Origin of the sequence: Olsenella sp. An285 (assembly GCF_002159625.1) — a bacterium.
GTDB classification, from domain to species: domain Bacteria; phylum Actinomycetota; class Coriobacteriia; order Coriobacteriales; family Atopobiaceae; genus Thermophilibacter; species Thermophilibacter avicola.
The window spans coordinates 1-18,230 of record NZ_NFIZ01000008.1 but is presented as its reverse complement, the minus strand read 5'-3'; the positions used below and the strand labels follow the sequence as shown (position 1 = coordinate 18,230).

Genomic DNA, 18,230 nt, shown 5'->3' with positions numbered 1-18,230 from the left:
GCTATGAGATGCGGTCGAGCTCGGCTGCCAGCAGGTTGACAGCCTCCTCGTCGGCACGGTTGTCCAAGCGATAGACCGGCAGGTCGGTCAGGAGATGGTTGAGCGTGTCCGTGCAGAGCCCCATGCCGTCCTCGAGCCACGTGGGATAGAACACGCTGCCGGAGACCTCGCCTACCTTTTCAAAGCCCGCAAGCTCGCGCAGCCGGTTCTCGGGCGCCTGCTTGAGCACCACCAGCGCCTTGACGGGTACGCTGGCATTCAGGCAATAAGGGGAGGAACCGTGCCACGGGGTACCCCAGGCGACGTATCCCTCGTCCGTGCGCTGCACGAGCCCGATGTCGCCGTTGATGATGGAGGACCCCCGATACTGGGCCCAGCGCTCCGCCTGCGTGGTCTTGCCGATGCCGGAGGGACCGAGGAACAGGATGCCCCGCCCCTCGTCGTCCACGGTGGCGCAGTGGAGCTGCAGCATCTGGCGACGGGCGGCGTGGGTGTAGAACACCTGATTGCTCAATACAGAGAAGCTCATGGGGTCAAGCGGCGGCAGCATGGTGCAGACGCTGAGGTCTTGGTTTGCCAAGAGGACATCGGAGCCGTAGCGGTATGCCTGCGCGACGCCCTCAGGCAGAGGGTAGCGTTCTACGAGGTAGTCGGTGGACAGGGGACTTGCGCAGGTGAGGGTGATGTCAACGTCCTCGGAGGAATCTCGATTAAACGAAAAGCGCATCCAGGCCTTGTCCAGCATTCCTTGAGGAGTGGCGTCTCCAACGTACAGGACGATGTCGGCAAACGAGAATAATGGCCCTCGGAACGCCCTATCCTTCAACCTATGCCCCTGAAACCGCCGCATCAAAGCAATTACCAGCTCCTAAGGTAGCCTGATTATTCACAAAGAACATGATCTTCTTGCTTTCGTCCCAACCCTGGAGCAGGCTGTCCAGCCATGGCTTTCCATTCGCTAGCAGATCTTTGATGAAAGCCTCCTCGGTGGAATAGTGCTCCGAAAGGACGTTGTTGGAGTCACCGACGTACCATCCACTTCCGGTGAACCCGCCCTCGCCCGTCGCGTCGTCATAGCGCCATCTAATCCAAATAAAGACAGGGGTTACTCCCTCAGGAGGCTCAGAATCTCCCGAGACCATCGCCATGGTACTGATTCCAGGATTCAGGACGCTCGCGTCCACTTCGGTGTAGATCTCGCCTTCCATCACGGGCGCCCTTTCAAATTCGCATACATTTGTCGAATCTTATCGCAATACCATTTCGGAACCTCATGCAGGCTGCCGCTCATTGATGCCAGCGAAGCGGCACATTTGAAACAAACCTTCCGCGCTGAGCAGGCATGACATTCATCCGGCCAGTCTAACTCGCCCTCAAATGCAAGGAGCGCATTCCACGCCCAGCGGAATGAATGGTCTCTCACGGGAATGAATGGTTCGTTCAAGAAGCTGCAGAACCGCATCTGGCCTTCCCACGTGATCCAGTAGCCCACGCGGTAGTCCTTGCAGTACGTACACGGCTTCCTATCCGGATCGACAGGATGCTCCAGGAAGTAATCCATCTTCCGCAGCGAGGCTGGAATGTTCTTGCGCTCCAGACGGACCGCCTCCGCATCTGTCTGCGCGCCGCGAAGGGATGGCTTCACGCTGCCCGTCGGCAGCCACTTGAGCCCGTGGCGCACGGCGTACAGCGCCATGTTCTCCACGTCGCCATCGTTGGGCTGGATGATGGTGCTCACCAGCTCAACCGGAATACCCAAGCTCATCAGCGTGTGAATGCCGTCGTTGACGCGGGTGAAGCCGTCGTTGACCTCGCAGACCGCCTCGTACACCTCGTCGGTGGTGCCGTAGAGCGTAACCTTTGCCTGCCGGGGCGGATACCGCTCCAGCAGCTTTGCCATCTTGCCGCTGACCAGCGAGGCGTTGGTCTGCAGCGTAAGAAAAAAGCCCATCTGGGCCAGACCCGTCCAGATCTCCTCGAACTCCGGATGCATGAGCGGCTCGCCGCCGGTCACGCAGACCCACGTGGTCCCGGCGTCACGCGCTTCCTCTGCTATGCGCAGCCACTCCTTGGCGGACAGCTCGCGCCCATGGCGGGGAATGTCCTCCGCTTTGAGATGAACATAGCACATCTTGCAGTTGAAGTTGCAGCGCGGCGTCAGCTCAAAGGTACCCGAGATGGGGATGCCGTCGGCAAAAGCTCTCTCCCACACCTGCTTGTGGAACGGGTCAAGCCAGTCCATCTGGCGGCATGCCGGCTCAAAGTTGCGCGTCATGCTTGGCCGTCACCGCCGTCCCGCTGCTTTGACGGACCGCCGGCTGGCCAGAGCTTGTCGAAAAACTCCTTGGACATGCGCGCGACGGACCTGCCCCTTTTCACGCCGTCATCGAGGATATTGTTGTCCTCAAGGATCTTGAGGAACCGATCCACGTCGGCGCTGGCCTTTTCCTCCGTCACGCCTACGTAGTGTCCCATGATGCGATTGACGAGGTCTTCCCTCGTGAACTCGTGGTCCTTCATGTACTCCCACAGGTACGCGGCGGAAGACGAGATGTAGACGATCGACGTCACTTCCTGCACCCGCTTGCCCGTAGGCACGATAACGTACTGCCCTGCGACCTCGCGCAGGATGAGCTGATCCTTCAGTTTCATGACGTCGCCCCTCCGGGTGTCTGGTCGTGCTGGTCATGGCCCTGCTCTGAGGGGTCATTTGTTATGGTACCCCCGCCTTGAGCGGACCGATGCGCCGCCTGTTCTCCCGCTGCCAGGCCGTACCTGCGCAGAAGCTCCAGTCGTTGGTGGGCCTCCTTCAGAGCTCCTGCCGTGATGCGGCTCCATTTGCCGTCGAACATCAGCCTCCCGGCGCGCTGAGCCCACGCGACCGGAAGGAGCCATGGGCGCCCAACCAACCACGGACGGCCGTCCTGGAGCTGCGAAACACTTGGGGCGACCAGGCGCCGCAGACGGGATGCCTTGGTCGGATAGCGAGCAGCAATGGAAAGAATCGCTCCGCGCCCATGCCCTTCTCGTGCGAACCCGAAAACGCCACCGGTCAGACAGTCGTCCAGAAGCCGATCAGAATCGACCGGGCGGAACAGCTCCTGCACCTCAAAACCCAGAAGGCGTGCGATCTGCATGGCATCTGCATGCAGGCTGGGGGATGAAAGCTCACGAATCTCCCTGCGAACGCGGCGCCAATCGATCTGATCGTCATACGCGCGCTGGAACTGCGCGAGATCGATGATCTGCCGCAGCCCCACACCCGCAAGCTCAAAGTGCTTCGCCAAGTGTAAGAACAAGTACAGATAATGGTCGGTCGGCTCGAGCGACAGGAGCGGAATGCCCTCCACCTCGACGACAACCGCGCGCTCGTCCGCGGCGGCAAAGCAGGCGTTCTCCGCATCCTGACGCGGACTGCCCGTGCCGGCCCACGTGGGATGGACCTCCAGCGGAAGGATGCCTTGCCCGTCTTCGTAGCCGATTACCTGCAGGGTTTCGGGAACCGCGAGGCTCTCGGGATGAGAGGTCATCTGCCAGTCGTTTTGCTGCAGGACCTCGTGCGCTGCAGCGATTTGCTCGGGCGGGACGTAAAGATCCTCGTCGCAGGAAGGGCGGTAGTCAGCCAGGGGACCATACAGCACGCGACAAAGAATGCCCTTGAGCACGATGGGGCGCAGGCCGGCAGTCAATAGCTTTTGGTATAGCCCCAAAAACCGCTGAGTACGCTGCATCTGGCCGACAACGCAAGCCATGGTTTCAGCCTGCAACTGCTGGCGCTCGGGAGCATCCCATGAGACGAACTCGTCGTATTGGCGCGCGCCTTCGTGAAACAGCGCCGTGAGCGACTGGGCGCGAGCCACCTGCGCCATGGCTGACCAATCCGGCTGATACAGCGGCTGTTTACTGTTGCCGCAGGCTGTGCGCAGCACTGATATAAAGTTGTTCGATTGCAGACTCAACATACGATTGTTTTCCTACAAAACTCTGCGTTAAAGAAGGTAACCGCCTGAACAACCTTGCTCAGATGCAATGCTCGAAATTCATTCCTCCGTCTTTCCCCTATCGAGAAAAACGGCTCGGAACAAAGCAGTGCTTGCATTCCGGAAACCCTCCGCCTTGCATCTCAATAAAACTGAAGTTAGTCGAGGAAACAGCAGCGTCGCAGTCAAACGGCTGCGAAGCAAACATCTTGATCTGGGTATGTAAGAAATTGCCTTATAGTGCCTTCGGATCTCTCGAATTAGATATCGCGCCTTCTCTGGTTTATAGTACGGGCTGAACAGCATGCGAGATAAAATCGCGGAGCAATTGAGTACATAAAACGATTCTGCCGACTTGTGTAGGTTAGCAGGGCCGCTTTTCGTTTGATTGACGATTTCATTCCAAGCATTCACTTCAGTCCACATTTTCGGATTGTAACCATCGTGCGTGGCAGACTGTTCGTGCCTTACGTAGGCATATAGCTCCTCATTTATACGAACGCTTTTTTACTTCGTACTTTATAATTTGTAAAGAACAACGCATCCTCGCTATAGAAAATACTCTCGTCGAATCTCAAATCTGATATAAGCGATTTCTTGTAAAGAGCTCCCCAGCTTACGAAATGGGCCGAGCCACAATCATTCTCAAAGAAGGAAAACTCCGTCGAAGGTATTACCCAGCTCATTTGTTTATCGTGATCTGAAGAAAAGCGAGCTTCTTCATTAGGCGCTACAGAGCAGTATCCGCAAATCGACAAATCCGCATCGTATTTCCTTAGCCCACAATAGAGTCGCTCGATGTACCTTTCTGACACATGGCCGTCCGCATCTACGAATGTGCAGTATCCCCCCCCCATCGTTTCAAGGCCCATATTGCGTGCCGAGGAGACGCCCCCGTTCTCCTTGTGGAACACGCGGATGCGCGGGTCCTGCTCTGCATAGCGGTTCATGATTTCCAGGCTGCTGTCCGTCGAACCGTCGTCGATCAGGAGGATCTCGAGGTTCCGGTAGGTCTGCCCCAGGATGCTCTCGAGGCATTGATCCAGATGCTTCTCCACGTTATAAACGGGGACGATAACGGAAACCAAATCTCGGTTGCGACCCATTTTCATCCCCTCTAAATACGGACCCATTTCGCTCTTCTGCCACACACGGCTGCTAATCGAGATATTCTAGAAGCAGCAGCTAGAGGCCGTTGAATTCCATTTCGAGCTTATTCGATAAGTGACTGCCTCAAGACTTTACGAGGCGTTTATTCTTTCCAATGAAAATAACGCTGTAGTAGGTATGAACTCAATCGCGGAAATACGATAGAAGCGCGCACGCGTAAACGAACCGCCTTTTTCTCTTTAGGAATGTAGGCAACCGCCTTGCGGTATTTTCTAAGCTCTTTGACGAGGTATCGAACCGTATCGGAGTCTTTATACGGGCTGTTGAACATGTCTGTTAGAGCGAAGCTGCAATTCATCAAATGACACGCAACCAACGACTGGTACAGTTTTTTAGGTGCGTTCTGCAGCTCAAGGATGCTTCGCTTTCTCGCCTCAATAATGGTTAAATGGCGTGGGCTATACTCGAGGTGACATGCAGACCCTGCATGTTGCACATAGACATAAAGGTCGTCCCTAATATCGACCAGCACCTTACTCCTCGTGAGATAACTTACAAAGAGCAGCGTGTCCTCTCCATAATACAAATCAACATCGAATCTCAAACCGTCCATCAAAGAGCTCTTGTATAGCGCGGCCCAGCAACCTAAAAAGGAATGTCCGCCATCTTCGCCAAACAAAGAAAAATCTCTCATGTCAATTTGTGAGCAATTCGGCGCTCCCTCCGCTGGCAAAGTAGGCGTATCATCCGGGCCTACAGAGCAAAACCCGCAAGTAGCTAAGTCCGCCTCATATTTGTTTAACGCAGCATAAAGCCATTCCACATACACCTCGGCCACGTAATCGTCCGGGTCCACGAAGGTGCAGTATTCGCCGCTCATCATCTCGAGCCCTAAGTTACGTGCCGAGGAGACGCCCCCGTTCTCCTTGTGGAACACGCGGACGCGCGGATCCCGTTCTGCATAGCGGTTCATGATTTCCAGGCTGCCGTCCGTAGAACCGTCGTCGATCAGGAGGATCTCGAGGTTCCGGTAGGTCTGCCCCAGGATGCTCTCGAGGCATCGATCGAGATGCTTCTCCACGTTGTAAATCGGCACGATCACCGACACTAAAGCTTGCTGTTTATCCAATTCTGCCTCTTGGACATGAGCTTCCATTTTGACCTCAGCGCTCCAGACACCGATAAAAGGCGTCTATCGAATCTTCCGCGGTCTCGCAAGCCTGCAAGGGGACCTTGGCGGCAACCTCTATAGCTCGTGAAAACTCCTCCTCGGAAGCTGCGAGCCATGCATTGGGATAATCCTCTAGCTGCTCGCGAAACTCCGGAATGTCGCTGCACACGATGCGTTTGCCAAGCGCCTTTGCCTCGGCAACAGTGATGCCAAAGCCTTCAAAACGTGAAGGTTGCACATAAACATCGGCCGCATTCATCCACGGATAGGGATTAGCGGTCGCCCCGACAAAGACGAAGTTCTGTCGCAAGCCCAGCCTGTCGACTTGCTCCTCAAGAGCCGAGCGCGCGGGACCACCTCCAACGGCGAACCAACGAACCAAAAGGCCTTTGTCTACGAGCATCCGGCAAATCTTAATCGCCCTGTCATAGCCCTTCTGCTCAACCAAACGGCCGACAGTAACGAGCGTCAGCGCCCCATCATTGTCTAACGCCTGCGGAAGCTGCTCTTGCGCCATACGGCGAATCATCGACGAGGAGACCGTGTTCCTGACCACGGCAAACCGTTCGGCATATTGCGGAAATAGCTCAGCCAGCACGTGCCGACAGTGATTCGAGACGGTTGCGATTGTCCGATAGTCAGCGAAATAGCACGTATCCAGCTTAGCGTCATGGGGATACACGCTATAGTCGTTGTGAACAAAAGCGATCTTGCAGGGTGCGCTCACCTTCTCTGCGGTGAAATACACACATTTACGTTCGAGATAGGCGATGGCAATATCTGCTGATAGGCCGTTGTCGCCAAACAGGCGTCGTACAAAATGCCAGCCGATGTACAAGGGCTTGTTGGTCAGGCGCTGCCATACGCAACCAATCAGATAGCAGAAGCTATACCAAGCTCGAACGAAGTCTCCCCTGCGCAAATACGCAAGTGGCGCGGTCTTCCGATTGTTCGCAAAGACGGCAAAGCTGGTATCTTCCGGCAGAAGGTTTACTTCAGCAGGAAGGAACTGCATGAGCTCGCCATTATGGCGAAAGAGGAACAGGGACACGTCGAAGCGGTCATAGTCCAATTTCGACAGCAGTGTCAACAGGCTTTTCTCAGCCCCGCCGATACCGAGCGACTCCATGATGAATAGAAGCTTCGTCTTCCTCATGACCATTTCACTGCCTGAAAGCGTCGAGCAGCTGTTGAGCAGCCGCCGTTATGTCAAACCCTTTTTCGCGCAATTCACCCAGACAATCTTTTCGCGCAAGGTCGGCCTTTAGGATCTGCTCCGCCCACCCCTCGGGACCTAGGGACAGGGGCAGGAAATGAAAGAGATCGGTCAGCCGCGCCTGAGGCGTTATGCCATCCGACGCCGCAAATACAGGGAGACCCGCCGCTTGCGCCTCGATTGGAGCAACCGGGAAACCCTCGAACAACGACGGCATGAGCAGACAGTCCATGGCTTGAAGCAACTGTGGAACGTCCTGACGCATGCCGAGAAATATGACGTTGTTCTTGCAGGGCATTGCCGCAGCCTCAGCTTTATGAGCCGCCTCAAGTTCACCCGTTCCCACAACCAAAAGATACGAATCTCTTTGCTGTTCCCATACATGCCGAAACGCCCGCAGGGCGAACGCTATGTTCTTGTTCTCATTCAGGCGTCCCACGCAGCCATATACGGTTCCACTTACGCTCAACTGATCGCGATACGCTTGTCGCGCTTCCCCATCAAACGTGAACGTCTCGAGGCGAATCGCGTTAGGAACGAATCGAACGTCACTAAACTTGTGCCGTGGGAACATCCATTCGGCCGCCCAATCGGAACACGCCCACAGATCGGTGGCGCAAGCAGAAGCTTGAGCCTTATGGACCCGGTGCAGGAAGCCAAACAGCCACATTCTCACACCATCGTAGTTGAGCCTGGAGCTATGGGCATGCAGAATCCGCTTTGGAATGCAGCTCCTCGCTGCTTGGAGATAGCCGATGTCATGCAGATCGCATTTGTTGCACCACAGCGCATCGTATTCGCCGCCATGCACATGGAAGAACTCTTTGAGGGCCTTTCTGTGGCCCGCATGCTTTGGAGATGGAACGGTATAGACCTTGCCGCCAAGCCGCGCGATCTCCTCCCTGTACGCCGGCTCGTCCGCATATCCCAGCAGATCGAAAACGAGCGCGTCATCCAGCTTCTTCATCTCGCGGTAGTAGCCCATCACGAGCGACTCGACGCCGCCGTAATTTGCTGTAAAGCCTGTTACCAGAATCCTCATGCTTGCACAGCACCCACTACATGTACCTTGATACTAGACACCACTTTGCGAAGTCTCCCTGCAGCAAAGCGTCCTCGACTTCCCGATACAGGTACGTTGGCCTGCGACGAGAAGCGACTCGGTTGTTTTTGACAAGATCGGCTGCAAGAACAAACGCCGCCATCTGGACATCTTCCGACAAGGATTTCACTCGACTCCAGAGGATGAAACCGCAGTGATAGAGCAGCTGCTCGTAGAACACATCGTCCCGCTTGAGCTGCAGACGGTCCGACATGGCGAGGCAGTATTCCAAAATCCAGTACGCATCGATCGCCTTCGGGTTACCGACGCTACTCTTGGTAATGCCTCGCTCGTTGATGCGGTACGCGTACAACGGCTGCGGGAGATACACGAAGGTTTCGCACATCCGAAACAGCAGGAAATGGACGATGGTGTCCTCGTACCAATAGCCCTCCGGGAGTCGGACACTCTCAAACAGCTCGCGACGAAACAGCTTGCCCCAGAAGAAGCCGGGATACTGGAATATGGCACTCGACCGATCGCCGCGGAGCACCGTTGCGGGATGGAGCATGTGTTTCTTGGTACCGTCTTCAAATAGCTTGTAGTAGCCCACTTCCGCAATGTCGGCGCTGTTCTTTTCCGCTGCGGTGAGCAACGTTTGCAAGAATGTTGGCTCCACGTAGTCGTCTGAATCAACAAAGCAAATGTACCTACCGCGAGCAAGCTCCAAGCCGGTGTTCCTAGCTCCGGAATACCCCTGGTTGTGCTGATGGACAATTCGGAAGCGAGGTTCCGAGCGATACGCGTCGACTATCTCGCCGCTTCCATCTGTCGACCCATCGTCGACAACGATGAACTCTGCTGGAACATCTCCCTCTTGCCCTTTGAGCGAATCGAGGCAACGCCCAACAAAGGGCTCTACGTTGTAGACGGGAACGATAACGGAAATCGCAATGCCCGGCTCGCATGCTGCTGACTGAACGGGACGTGCTGCCCGCGGCTTTGGCGAGGTGCGATCAAGCAGGCCCCTCGCCTCCCCACCGCTCGGCAGCTGAGCAGTTTGCGTCGCTCCCCGCTTGCGCAGCTGTTCGTTTCCCCAATAGACAAGATCCAGCGAGCGGTTGACCGCCCCCTTGAGCAACGACGCCAACCATGCGGGGCGAATTGTTCCAAACAGATATCCCGTGAGCCGCTTACGCATATCAACCCACCGTGAGCATTTCTGCTTGGGAAGCCTGTTCGACCAGACGCTCACCTTCCGTCGCACGAGAGTGCGCCGTCGGGCAGATGCCAGACAGAACCAAAACAACCGGCGTCGTCACCGCACAATGTCGTACCCACGAACCGAAGTCCACCTCAAAGGCTGCGGAGGCAAATACATAGCCCAGGAAGATGATCAGGGCAGCGTTCTGTGCGCGCGTGTTGGTGCGGCAATTTCGCAGACCCCTTAGGAGGAACACGGTCATGCAAAGCTGATAGATGATGTACGGCCAGTACTTCGGCCCGTTGCCCACAAGCTCGACGGGGAACAGAAGCCTCAGGATGACCAGGGCATATTCAGCCGTAACGCTGAGGATATTGGGGTTGTCCTCATTGATCGAAAGCGCGTTCTCGATGTAGGTGTTGCTGCTGCCCGACGCCTCACTGGCATAAAGCAGGGTGTCTTGGAAGCGATCGTACAGCTGGCCATTCGCAACGGAGAAAACGGCCATCATCGCAAAGTACACGACCACGGCCAGCAGATACAGCTGTGCAATTGACGTCCAACGCATCGGCGCGGAGCCGAGCTGTCGCCGCGGGCGAGCTCGACGGCGCATGCGGCCCAGATACCACTGGCACGCAATCGCAAACACGAGAATCAGCGTGTAGTAGGTACGGAAGCAGCACGCACTCAGCAGGACTACGCCGTAGCCCCAATACAGCTTTTGCCGCTCGGGGATAAGGTCGCTGTGGAGCACAGCGTACATGAGCAGGAAAAACACCATCTGAAAAGGCTCTTTGCTCAGGCAGAGGCAGTAGACGCTCATAACGCCGCACGCAAGGCAGATGCACACCGCCTCGACGAGCGGAAGCCGTCTGCGCATGCCGAGCAACACGAGCACAAACAGAATACCGAAGGTAACGGTGATGAAGATCTCGAATTCCTCAAACGTTGCCGGCAGCTTCATCCAAATGGTCGTCCACAGCGCCTTGAAGAAGGTAATGACGTTATCGCCTTGGCCGATGTTGCCCTCGGTCACCTCCTCGAGACCGAAGAACTGCCAGTTCCAATCGCCCTGCATGATGGGTTCAACCAATCCCCATCCCTTGCTGTAGTTGATGAGGGTGCCCCGCATGACGGTCCAGCGAACCACCTTGCCTAGGATAATCAGCATGGGAAAGAGGGCGATCAGCACGCGGCTGTCCACTCTCATGCCCAAAATGGGATGTTTCTCTGCAAACGACCTGTTCATAACGTTCGGCTTACCGCGGCTACCGGATTAGGCGGCGCGGTAAATGTGCAGCAACCTTTCCGCCATCGTCTTGACGTCGTATCCCTTGCGAGCCAGCTCCTGGTAACAGGCATCGCGCTGCGTGGTGCCCACCAAACGAAGAATGGCGTCAGTCCATTGCTGCAACGGCGCATCGAGGGGAAGATACTCCACCGCGTTGAGGATTTTTGCCTCGCGCGTGATGGTGTCCGAAAACACGCAGGGCAGTCCCGTTGCCTGCGCCTCTACGGCGGTGACCGGAAAACCCTCGTACAGCGACGGCATCACGAAGACGTCCATCCCTTGCAGCAGGCACGCCACATCTGAACGGAAGTCCAGGAAGCGCACCGCCTCCGCAAGGCCGAGCTCTTCTGCCTTTTGGCGAGCCGCCTGCTGCAGCTCGCCGATGCCTGCAAGAACCAGAATCGAATCCGGCTGCTCACGGTGCAGCTCGGCGAAGATGTCCAGCAAAAAGCCGTGGTTCTTCTGGGCGGTAAAACGCCCCACGTGGCCGACCACCAGCGTGGTATCGCCAACTTGCCACTCCGTGCGCACCTGGCAGCGAGCCTCTTGGCCAAAGGCAAACTCCCTCAGGGGAATGCCGTTCGGCAGTACGGTGACGCTACCGTTCTTCATCCGACGGCGTCCAAACAACCAGTCGCCTGCACGGTCGGAACACGCCAGATACGTGTTGGCGTAATGGCGCAGCGGCGCCTTCAAGCAGGTGCCGAGCAACCGCTCCGCCGAGGAACTGGTCTGAAACCCCGTATTGTGCGCATGGGCGATGCGCACCGGAATGCCGTAGCGCTTGGCAAAACGCAGAATCGAATAGTTTTTGGGACCAGAGTTAAGATGAACCGCACTATAGTCGTGGTGTTCGGCAAAGAAACGCTGCACCGCATGGCTATAGCGAACAAAGTCCTGCGGCTTCCGCACCCAAACGCCTTCCAGCTTGTGCACCGGAATGCGGGCACGCACCTCGTCTTCCAGGTCGTAGTGCTCGCCATCGTCCAACAGCAGCAGCTCGCAAGGCTGACCGGCCGCCAAAAACTGATCGATCAGCTCGACCAACAACGTCTGGATGCCGCCCACGCGCATGCGGTCGACAAAGAGCAGGACCTTGCCTTGCGTCATGCCTCGGCGCCCCTCGGCTTTATCAAGGTCTGCACCTTGGTGAAGACCACAGCTACCAACAAGCTGATACAAACCACCCCGATCGGTTCAATCCATCTGATAGCCACATTGCTTTGCAGGCCGCGCAACTGAATGAGCAGATCAACCGCTTTGAAGATGCTCCAGTGGATTACATAGATAAGAAGCGAGTAGCGCCGCCCTATCTTCTCCGCTGTTATTTCGAATAAACCCGAAGTCTCAGGCTTTATGAGAGCAGCTATGAAACAGCTTGCGGTTAAAGAGGGTGTAAACAGCAGGAGCTCAGACTGATTGCCCAGAACACACCCCTCGAGGATGCTTCCGAGAACAGATCCCACGCACACAACCGGAAGAATGCACGAAGATCCCACTCTGCTCAATCTGCTCGTCAAGGTATCTTTTTTGCTCGCCAAATAATGCCCCATTAAGAAAAATGGCATTCCCTCGAACAGCCAGTTTCTGCTTAGAACCGGTACCAGCTTCTCCGGCAATCCCAGCGTGACAAGCTGAAAGCTCTGCTGCACCCAACAGCATGCGAACAGCGCTGGAATTACGAGATAGGCGATCTTCACACCCCGCATCTTGGCTAGTAGATAGAGCGCTCCGTAGCAATATAGCAGGGCAAAGAGAAACCAGAGGTGCATTCCCGGTATGGCGTTGTTAAACACCACCCACAGGAATACATCAAGAGGAGAGGACGTATCCTGAAGCCACGCAAGCAGATTGGTGCCAGAAACAACCGCCACAAGCAGCTCGCATGCAAAGTTATACAGGCACGACCAAAATGCAATGCATGCAATGTGCTTCGCTTTTCTCGGGATGCCCTGAAGCATCAGATCCTCATCGACTTTGTACGCAAAGAAGCCCGAAACCATAAAGAAAAACGGAACCGCAGCGCGGGCAACAAAAACAATCGCTTCGCCGAAGGGGGACGGAAATCTGGCGTGGATGAATACAACTAGGATGCACGCCAGGCCTTTGTAGTAGTCGATTCGATGATTGATCTTCGCTCTTGTTGAAAGAGCAGGGGCGTTCGCCATCACTCAACACTCGCCCTCAGATACCCCGCGCTCGCCTGTCGCAGCTCCGCAATGCGCTTGTGAACCGCGTCAAAATCCAGCTGGCGCGCGAGGCACTCCTCCACGTCCTCGTCGCCTGTGATGAGCCGGCCGGTCACGCCCAGCGTGTCAAACAGCGAGTCCAAGCGGTTATTGGTGCACAGCAGGCCCTCTTTGGCCACCCGACGAGAGGTGAAAAAGGTCTTGCGGTACAGCAACGAGAAAACGCTGCCATGGAAGGAATCAGTCACGATGTAGCGCGCATGGCGGATCAGGTTGAGCAGCTCGCCGGGACCGATGTCATACGGGGTCTCGTCGGCATAGCCCTCGTCCGCGGCGATGTACTCGTCCAGGTGCAAAAGCGCCACGATCTTGCACCCCGTCGCTGCGCGCAGACGCTGAGCGAAAGCGCGGTCCTTCGTGTTGTTGCCCAGGAAATAGCAGAGGATGTACTCCCCTTCCACCACCGGTTGCTCCGGCTGGATGTCCAGCCACTCCTGCGCCGTGAACAGCAGCGTGGGATCGCAGACCAACTGGGCGGTCAAGCCCGTGTACGCGCGGACCATCTCCACCGCTGACTGTTCGCGCACCGACAGATGCTGAAAGCGCGGCAGGAACTCCCGTGCCTGGCGCTGCTGCTCCTTGGGCAAAAACGGCGCACCGAAGCTCGTGGCGTACGAGACCTTGTTCACATCGTCGGGCACCCAGCTTAGGGTGTAGTAATCCGCGGCAATGTTGGAGGGAAGCCACAGCTGGTCGCTTCCCACCAGCACCGTTGAATATCGCGAGCAGGCCTCTGTGAGCTCCGCGCGCGAGGCGTAGGCCGGCGAGAGCCGGAAGTGTTTCTGCTGGAATGACGCGAACTTCTCACGCCGCGCGGCGATCTTTCCGCCGAACGTGTCGCGGTGCAGCCACGCCTGCGCCTTCTTGCGCCCGATGCGCGCCACCGTTCCCGTCAGAATCTGCGGATCCCAAATCCTGCGCAGGTAAAAGCGCGTCTTGGCGGCATCGAGCTCCCGGCGCACACCGTCGATGCAGACGGTCTCACACGGAACGCCCCAGACATCAAAGATGCGCTGCGTGGCATAGGCCTGCAGCGCGCTCCCGTAGTTGGGATGAAAGTAGCAGGTCACGAGGGCGACTTTGCTCACAGCAGCCCTCCCGCGGCCCGCTTGGCAGAGGCGCCGCCGCACTCGGAGGCACCTCGCAGCGCCTGCTCGTAGATACTCTCGTAGCTCCGCGCCATCGCCTCAACGTTATACGTGTCCCTGATGTCCCGGAGCGCCGCCTCGCGCAGGGGTGCGGCGACCTCCGCCCTTGCAGCCTCGCGAATCGCGCGCACGAACTGCTCGAGCGTGCCGCACACAAAGCCGTTCTCGCCGTCCCTGATGACGTCGCGGTTGCCTATCACATCGCTCACCACACAGGGCTTGCCCAGGTACATGGCCTCCAGGAGCGATATGGGCAGGCCCTCCCACAGAGACGGGAGGAGGAAGCAGTCCGCCTGGCTGGCAAGCGCCAGCACCTCTTGGCGGCCCAGCCAGCCGGTGACCTCGATGTTGGATGCCGTGAGGGCGTCGCGCAGCTCCCCGTCACCAATCCAAAGGAACCTCAGGTCCGGCAAGGAAAGGGCAATCCGGTTGAAGAGCTCGGGGTTCTTCTGGTCGCAGATGCGCCCGATCGTGAACACCGTGTACGCATCCCGCTCCCGGGGCTCAAGGTTCTTCTCGCCCAGCGCCCGCTCCAGACAGGCGTCGATCTCCTCCGGGTCGATCCCGTTGTTGACGAGAAGGGCTCGCTTGGAGAGAGACAGGGCCTCGTCCAGCTCACCCTTGCTGCAGGCGATGGTGGTGCAGCGCACCCGCGCCATGACGAGCTCCATGAGGCGATAGAGCGCGCGCTTGGGGGCACCCGCCTGCTTCATGAGGAAGCTGTAGCCGTGGGGCGTGTAGAACAGCGGCACGCCCGCACGCCAGTACGCGAGCCTGCCCAGGACCCCCGCCTTGGAGGAGTGCAGGTGAATGACGTCGGGGCGCACCTCTCCGCCAATCCTCACGAGCTCCAGAAGCGCCCTGAGGTCGTGCCGCGGGCTTATCTGACGGACGAGGTCCCTGACCTCGATGAGGCGGACGCGCGAATCAAAGAAGTCGCGGTAGTCCTCCGGCGTCTGCGGGCGCACTGCGTACGCGAGATAGACGTCGTAGCTCTCAACCAGGCGGTTTGCCAGGCTGACGACATACGTGAAAACGCCGCCGCCCATGGCCTCGACCACGAACAGCAGGCGCTTTCCTGTATTCGATTGTGCTCGCGGCCCTACGATGTCGCCTATTCCCCCTGTGCCGTGAGCACGCAGCCCACGGTCTTTGCGATGAGCATGAGGTCGACCCCCATGCTCGCGTTTTGGATGTAGGACAGGTCGAGGTCGACCCACTCCTGGAACGGAATGACGTCGCGACGGCGCTGCACCTGCCAGTAGCACGTGATTCCGGGGCGCACCGCAAGACGCAGGCGGTCGCGATAGGTGTACTCGCTGACCTCGCGCGGAAGGGCGGGGCGCGGCCCCACCACGGACATGTCCCCCACGAGCACGTTCCAGAACTGGGGCATCTCGTCCAGCGAGGTCTTGCGCAGCAGACGCCCCACGCGCGTCACGCGCGGGTCCTCGGCGATCTTGAAGACCGGACCGTCCTTCTCGTTCGCGTGCATGAGGTCGCCGAGCCTGTCCTCCGCATCGATGCACATGGTGCGGAACTTGACCATGCGGAACGTGGTCCCCCGCTTGCCCACGCGCTCCTGGAAGAACAGGGGCGAGCCCTTGGGGTCGTCCAGCCAGATGACGAGCGCCGTCACCAGCAGGACGGGCGAGAGCAAGACCAGCACGGCAAGGCTGAACGCGATGTCAAAGAGTCGCTTGAGGACGCGATAGAGCGGCCTGTCATCGATTCCCGCGGCAATGCGCTCGAGGTCATCCCGCACGGACAGCCCGTCCGCCTGACGGGGCAGAGCACCCGCGGGCATTACCTCGATCTCACTTGCGCCTTCGTACAATCCCCAGTCCAACCTTGGTCGCAACCCTACGGCCGCATATCTCGAACTCCAGGATGGCGAGGCTCTTGTGACGGTTGACGCTCTTGATCATGGCCTCGCAGCCCACCAGGGGGCCGTCGAGCACGACCACGCGGTCGCCCTCCATCACTCCGGTGGACATGGGCACGGTGCGGTCTCCCCGCTTGGTGAAGGCTCCTATCCATGCCTGGTCCTCCTCGTGCAGGGGAACGAACGTCTCTCCAACGCTCAGCAGGCGCGTGAACTCCGGGGTTCTTCTCAGCGTCTCTGCCAGAAGGTCAACGTGGCTGCTCGCGGCGATGATGTAGCCGGGGAAGAGCGGCTTCTTAGCGGGGACCCACTGGCCGCGCACCTTCATCTCCGTGGCGTAGCGCGGCGTGAAGCACTCCTCGAGGCTCCCCTCGGGCGCCAGGCGCTCGATGAGGCGGCACATTGCCTCCTCCTTGCCGGTGACGACCTGTATGACGTACCAGCGGGACGAATGAGCGCCCCCGGAGCTCGGTGCCATGGCTGACCCCCATCTCGCCTGAAACGACAACCGGGCGTGAAGCTCAGAGGCTTCGCTGCCCGGGTTGCCCAGCGTGAAAGACGTATTCGTTCTCCTGCACCTCCGGGCCCTGCGCCAGGCACGGTCCCCTTTAGAGCAAGATATGCGGGCGAGCGCCAGACGGCGCGCGCCGGGGCTTTTGCCCCTCATCTATTTCTAGTTGAAGGGTCGGGGGGTACTATCGCTCAGGCGCTACGTTCCTGAATGCGCGCCGCTCGTTCTGGCGATGCTCCATGTCTGCACAAGCCCAGAGCCGGAGCATAACAAGCTGCTGCTCAGGGGCTTACCGGGACATAACGGGTGATGTATCTCAGCCCGCCGTGTCGCGCGAGGTGAGGGGCGAGGACGCTGCCAGCTCCGCATAGTCGCGGGGCCCTGCGGCGTTTGTCGCCGCTCCCAGGCGCTCGTTCTGCCGCTGCTCTGCGGGGACCTCGTCCACGGTGGTGGAGGGGTCAAGTCCGGCGTCCGTGCGGCGCATCATCTCTCCCCACTCCACATACATGGTGGCCACGTAGGAGACGCCGTCCTGCTCGAGCGCGTAGCTCGGCGTCACGGCAGAGTAGAGCGTGAGGTCCGCGGCCGCGCCCTGGAGCTCCATCGCGTACGAGACGATGTCGGCTATGGAGAGGTCCGTTGTGATGGAGCTCGCCAGCGAGGACACGAGTCCCGGAATCTGGAGCGGGTTGCTCGCAAGCACCTGCTTAACTATGGCGGTGGCGATCTGTCGCTGGGCCTGCGCGCGGCCGAAGTCGCCACCGCTCACGGTGTAGCGCTCCCGGGCATACGCAAGCGCCTGCTCGCCGTCCATGACCTGCTCCCCTGCCGAGAAGGACATGCCGCCGTTGCCGGCCTCTATGTCCTCCGGAACGTCCACCAAGACGCCCCCGAGCGCATCCACCACCGACTCCAGGCCCTCGAAGTCCACCTCGACATAGTGCGAGATGTCCACCCCCGCGAACTCGGAGACGGCCTTCACCGCTGCGGCGGGGCCCTCGTTGTAGGCGGCGTTGATCTTCTGGACGGCGCCCGACTCGTCGTAGACCATGGTGTCGCGCGGGATGGAGACAAACGTGACCAAGCCGGAGGACACGTCCACGCGGGCGAGCATGAGCACGTCGGAGCGGGCGAACGTGTCGTCCTGCCTTGCGTCAGAACCAAGAATGAGCGTGTAGAAGGCCTCGCTCCCGTCACCCTCCTCCGTGCCCACCAGCACCTCGTTTAGGGCGTCACGGTCCTCCTCGTCCAGGCTCATGGAGGCGGAGAGGCTGCTGACCCACGCCCAGCATGCCGCGGCGATCACGGCAATGAGCGCGAGAAGGACAAGGAGCACCTTCGCCGCCACCGGCACCCGGCGCCGGGCCGGGCCGCGCTGGCCGCCGGACCCCGCGGAGCCCTCATCCCCCGCACGCCCCGCGCC

The 18,230-nt window shown here is 58.7% G+C and carries 18 protein-coding genes; all 18 read right to left on the bottom strand.

Translation table 11 applies throughout. The features are described from left to right. Window position 1: 1 nt before the first annotated feature. A complete protein-coding gene (locus B5F79_RS06545) occupies window positions 2–727 on the bottom strand; it encodes a hypothetical protein (RefSeq protein ID WP_143786262.1) in 726 nt (241 codons plus the stop codon). A 100-nt stretch (window positions 728–827) separates the two neighbouring features. Beyond that, entirely contained in the window at window positions 828–1,208 is a 381-nt protein-coding gene (locus B5F79_RS06540; protein ID WP_087219135.1) for a hypothetical protein, read from the bottom strand. After that, window positions 1,208–2,275 carry a radical SAM protein gene (locus B5F79_RS06535; protein ID WP_087219132.1) on the bottom strand — a complete coding sequence of 356 codons (1,068 nt, stop codon included), beginning with the start codon at window positions 2,273–2,275 and terminating at the stop codon, window positions 1,208–1,210. The genes B5F79_RS06540 and B5F79_RS06535 overlap by 1 nt, the downstream gene beginning before the upstream one ends. After that, the gene (locus B5F79_RS06530) at window positions 2,272–2,652 is read right to left on the bottom strand and encodes a PqqD family protein (protein ID WP_087219129.1); all 381 of its coding nucleotides are present in this window, start codon (window positions 2,650–2,652) and stop codon (window positions 2,272–2,274) included. Before B5F79_RS06530 ends, B5F79_RS06535 begins: the two co-directional genes overlap by 4 nt. Beyond that, window positions 2,649–3,962: a nucleotidyltransferase domain-containing protein gene (locus B5F79_RS06525; protein ID WP_087219126.1), complete on the bottom strand. Its 1,314-nt coding sequence runs from the start codon at window positions 3,960–3,962 to the stop codon at window positions 2,649–2,651. Before B5F79_RS06525 ends, B5F79_RS06530 begins: the two co-directional genes overlap by 4 nt. A gap of 509 nt (window positions 3,963–4,471) precedes the next feature. Further along, window positions 4,472–5,086, bottom strand: a complete 615-nt coding sequence (locus B5F79_RS06520) for a glycosyltransferase family 2 protein (protein WP_087219340.1) — start codon at window positions 5,084–5,086, stop codon at window positions 4,472–4,474. 146 nt (window positions 5,087–5,232) lie between these two features. After that, a complete protein-coding gene (locus B5F79_RS06515; protein WP_087219123.1) occupies window positions 5,233–6,246 on the bottom strand; it encodes a glycosyltransferase family 2 protein in 1,014 nt (337 codons plus the stop codon). A gap of 7 nt (window positions 6,247–6,253) precedes the next feature. Next, complete coding sequence (locus tag B5F79_RS06510) at window positions 6,254–7,417, bottom strand: glycosyltransferase (RefSeq protein WP_158094859.1); 1,164 nt, start codon at window positions 7,415–7,417, stop codon at window positions 6,254–6,256. A 7-nt stretch (window positions 7,418–7,424) separates the two neighbouring features. After that, a complete protein-coding gene (locus B5F79_RS06505; RefSeq protein WP_087219117.1) occupies window positions 7,425–8,519 on the bottom strand; it encodes a glycosyltransferase in 1,095 nt (364 codons plus the stop codon). A 16-nt stretch (window positions 8,520–8,535) separates the two neighbouring features. Further along, window positions 8,536–9,720: a glycosyltransferase family 2 protein gene (locus B5F79_RS06500; RefSeq protein ID WP_087219114.1), complete on the bottom strand. Its 1,185-nt coding sequence runs from the start codon at window positions 9,718–9,720 to the stop codon at window positions 8,536–8,538. Window position 9,721: 1 nt separating this feature from the next. Beyond that, window positions 9,722–10,915, bottom strand: coding sequence for a hypothetical protein (locus B5F79_RS06495; protein WP_143786261.1), 1,194 nt, complete (start codon window positions 10,913–10,915; stop codon window positions 9,722–9,724). An 84-nt stretch (window positions 10,916–10,999) separates the two neighbouring features. After that, on the bottom strand, window positions 11,000–12,124 hold the full coding sequence (locus B5F79_RS06490) for a glycosyltransferase family 1 protein (RefSeq protein ID WP_087219108.1): 1,125 nt from the start codon (window positions 12,122–12,124) through the stop codon (window positions 11,000–11,002). Beyond that, window positions 12,121–13,182 carry an acyltransferase family protein gene (locus B5F79_RS06485; RefSeq protein ID WP_087219105.1) on the bottom strand — a complete coding sequence of 354 codons (1,062 nt, stop codon included), beginning with the start codon at window positions 13,180–13,182 and terminating at the stop codon, window positions 12,121–12,123. The genes B5F79_RS06490 and B5F79_RS06485 overlap by 4 nt, the downstream gene beginning before the upstream one ends. Beyond that, window positions 13,182–14,351 carry a polysaccharide pyruvyl transferase family protein gene (locus B5F79_RS06480; protein WP_087219102.1) on the bottom strand — a complete coding sequence of 390 codons (1,170 nt, stop codon included), beginning with the start codon at window positions 14,349–14,351 and terminating at the stop codon, window positions 13,182–13,184. Before B5F79_RS06480 ends, B5F79_RS06485 begins: the two co-directional genes overlap by 1 nt. After that, entirely contained in the window at window positions 14,348–15,460 is a 1,113-nt protein-coding gene (locus tag B5F79_RS06475) for a glycosyltransferase family 4 protein (protein WP_087219337.1), read from the bottom strand. Before B5F79_RS06475 ends, B5F79_RS06480 begins: the two co-directional genes overlap by 4 nt. Before the next feature lie 65 nt (window positions 15,461–15,525). Next, on the bottom strand, window positions 15,526–16,218 hold the full coding sequence (locus B5F79_RS06470; protein WP_087219100.1) for a sugar transferase: 693 nt from the start codon (window positions 16,216–16,218) through the stop codon (window positions 15,526–15,528). 10 nt (window positions 16,219–16,228) lie between these two features. Then, window positions 16,229–16,774, bottom strand: coding sequence for an antiterminator LoaP (gene loaP, locus B5F79_RS06465; protein ID WP_087219098.1), 546 nt, complete (start codon window positions 16,772–16,774; stop codon window positions 16,229–16,231). A 349-nt stretch (window positions 16,775–17,123) separates the two neighbouring features. Continuing rightward, window positions 17,124–18,230, bottom strand: a 1,107-nt coding sequence (locus tag B5F79_RS06460) for an LCP family protein (RefSeq protein ID WP_087219095.1), incomplete at its 5' end; no start/stop codon positions are given.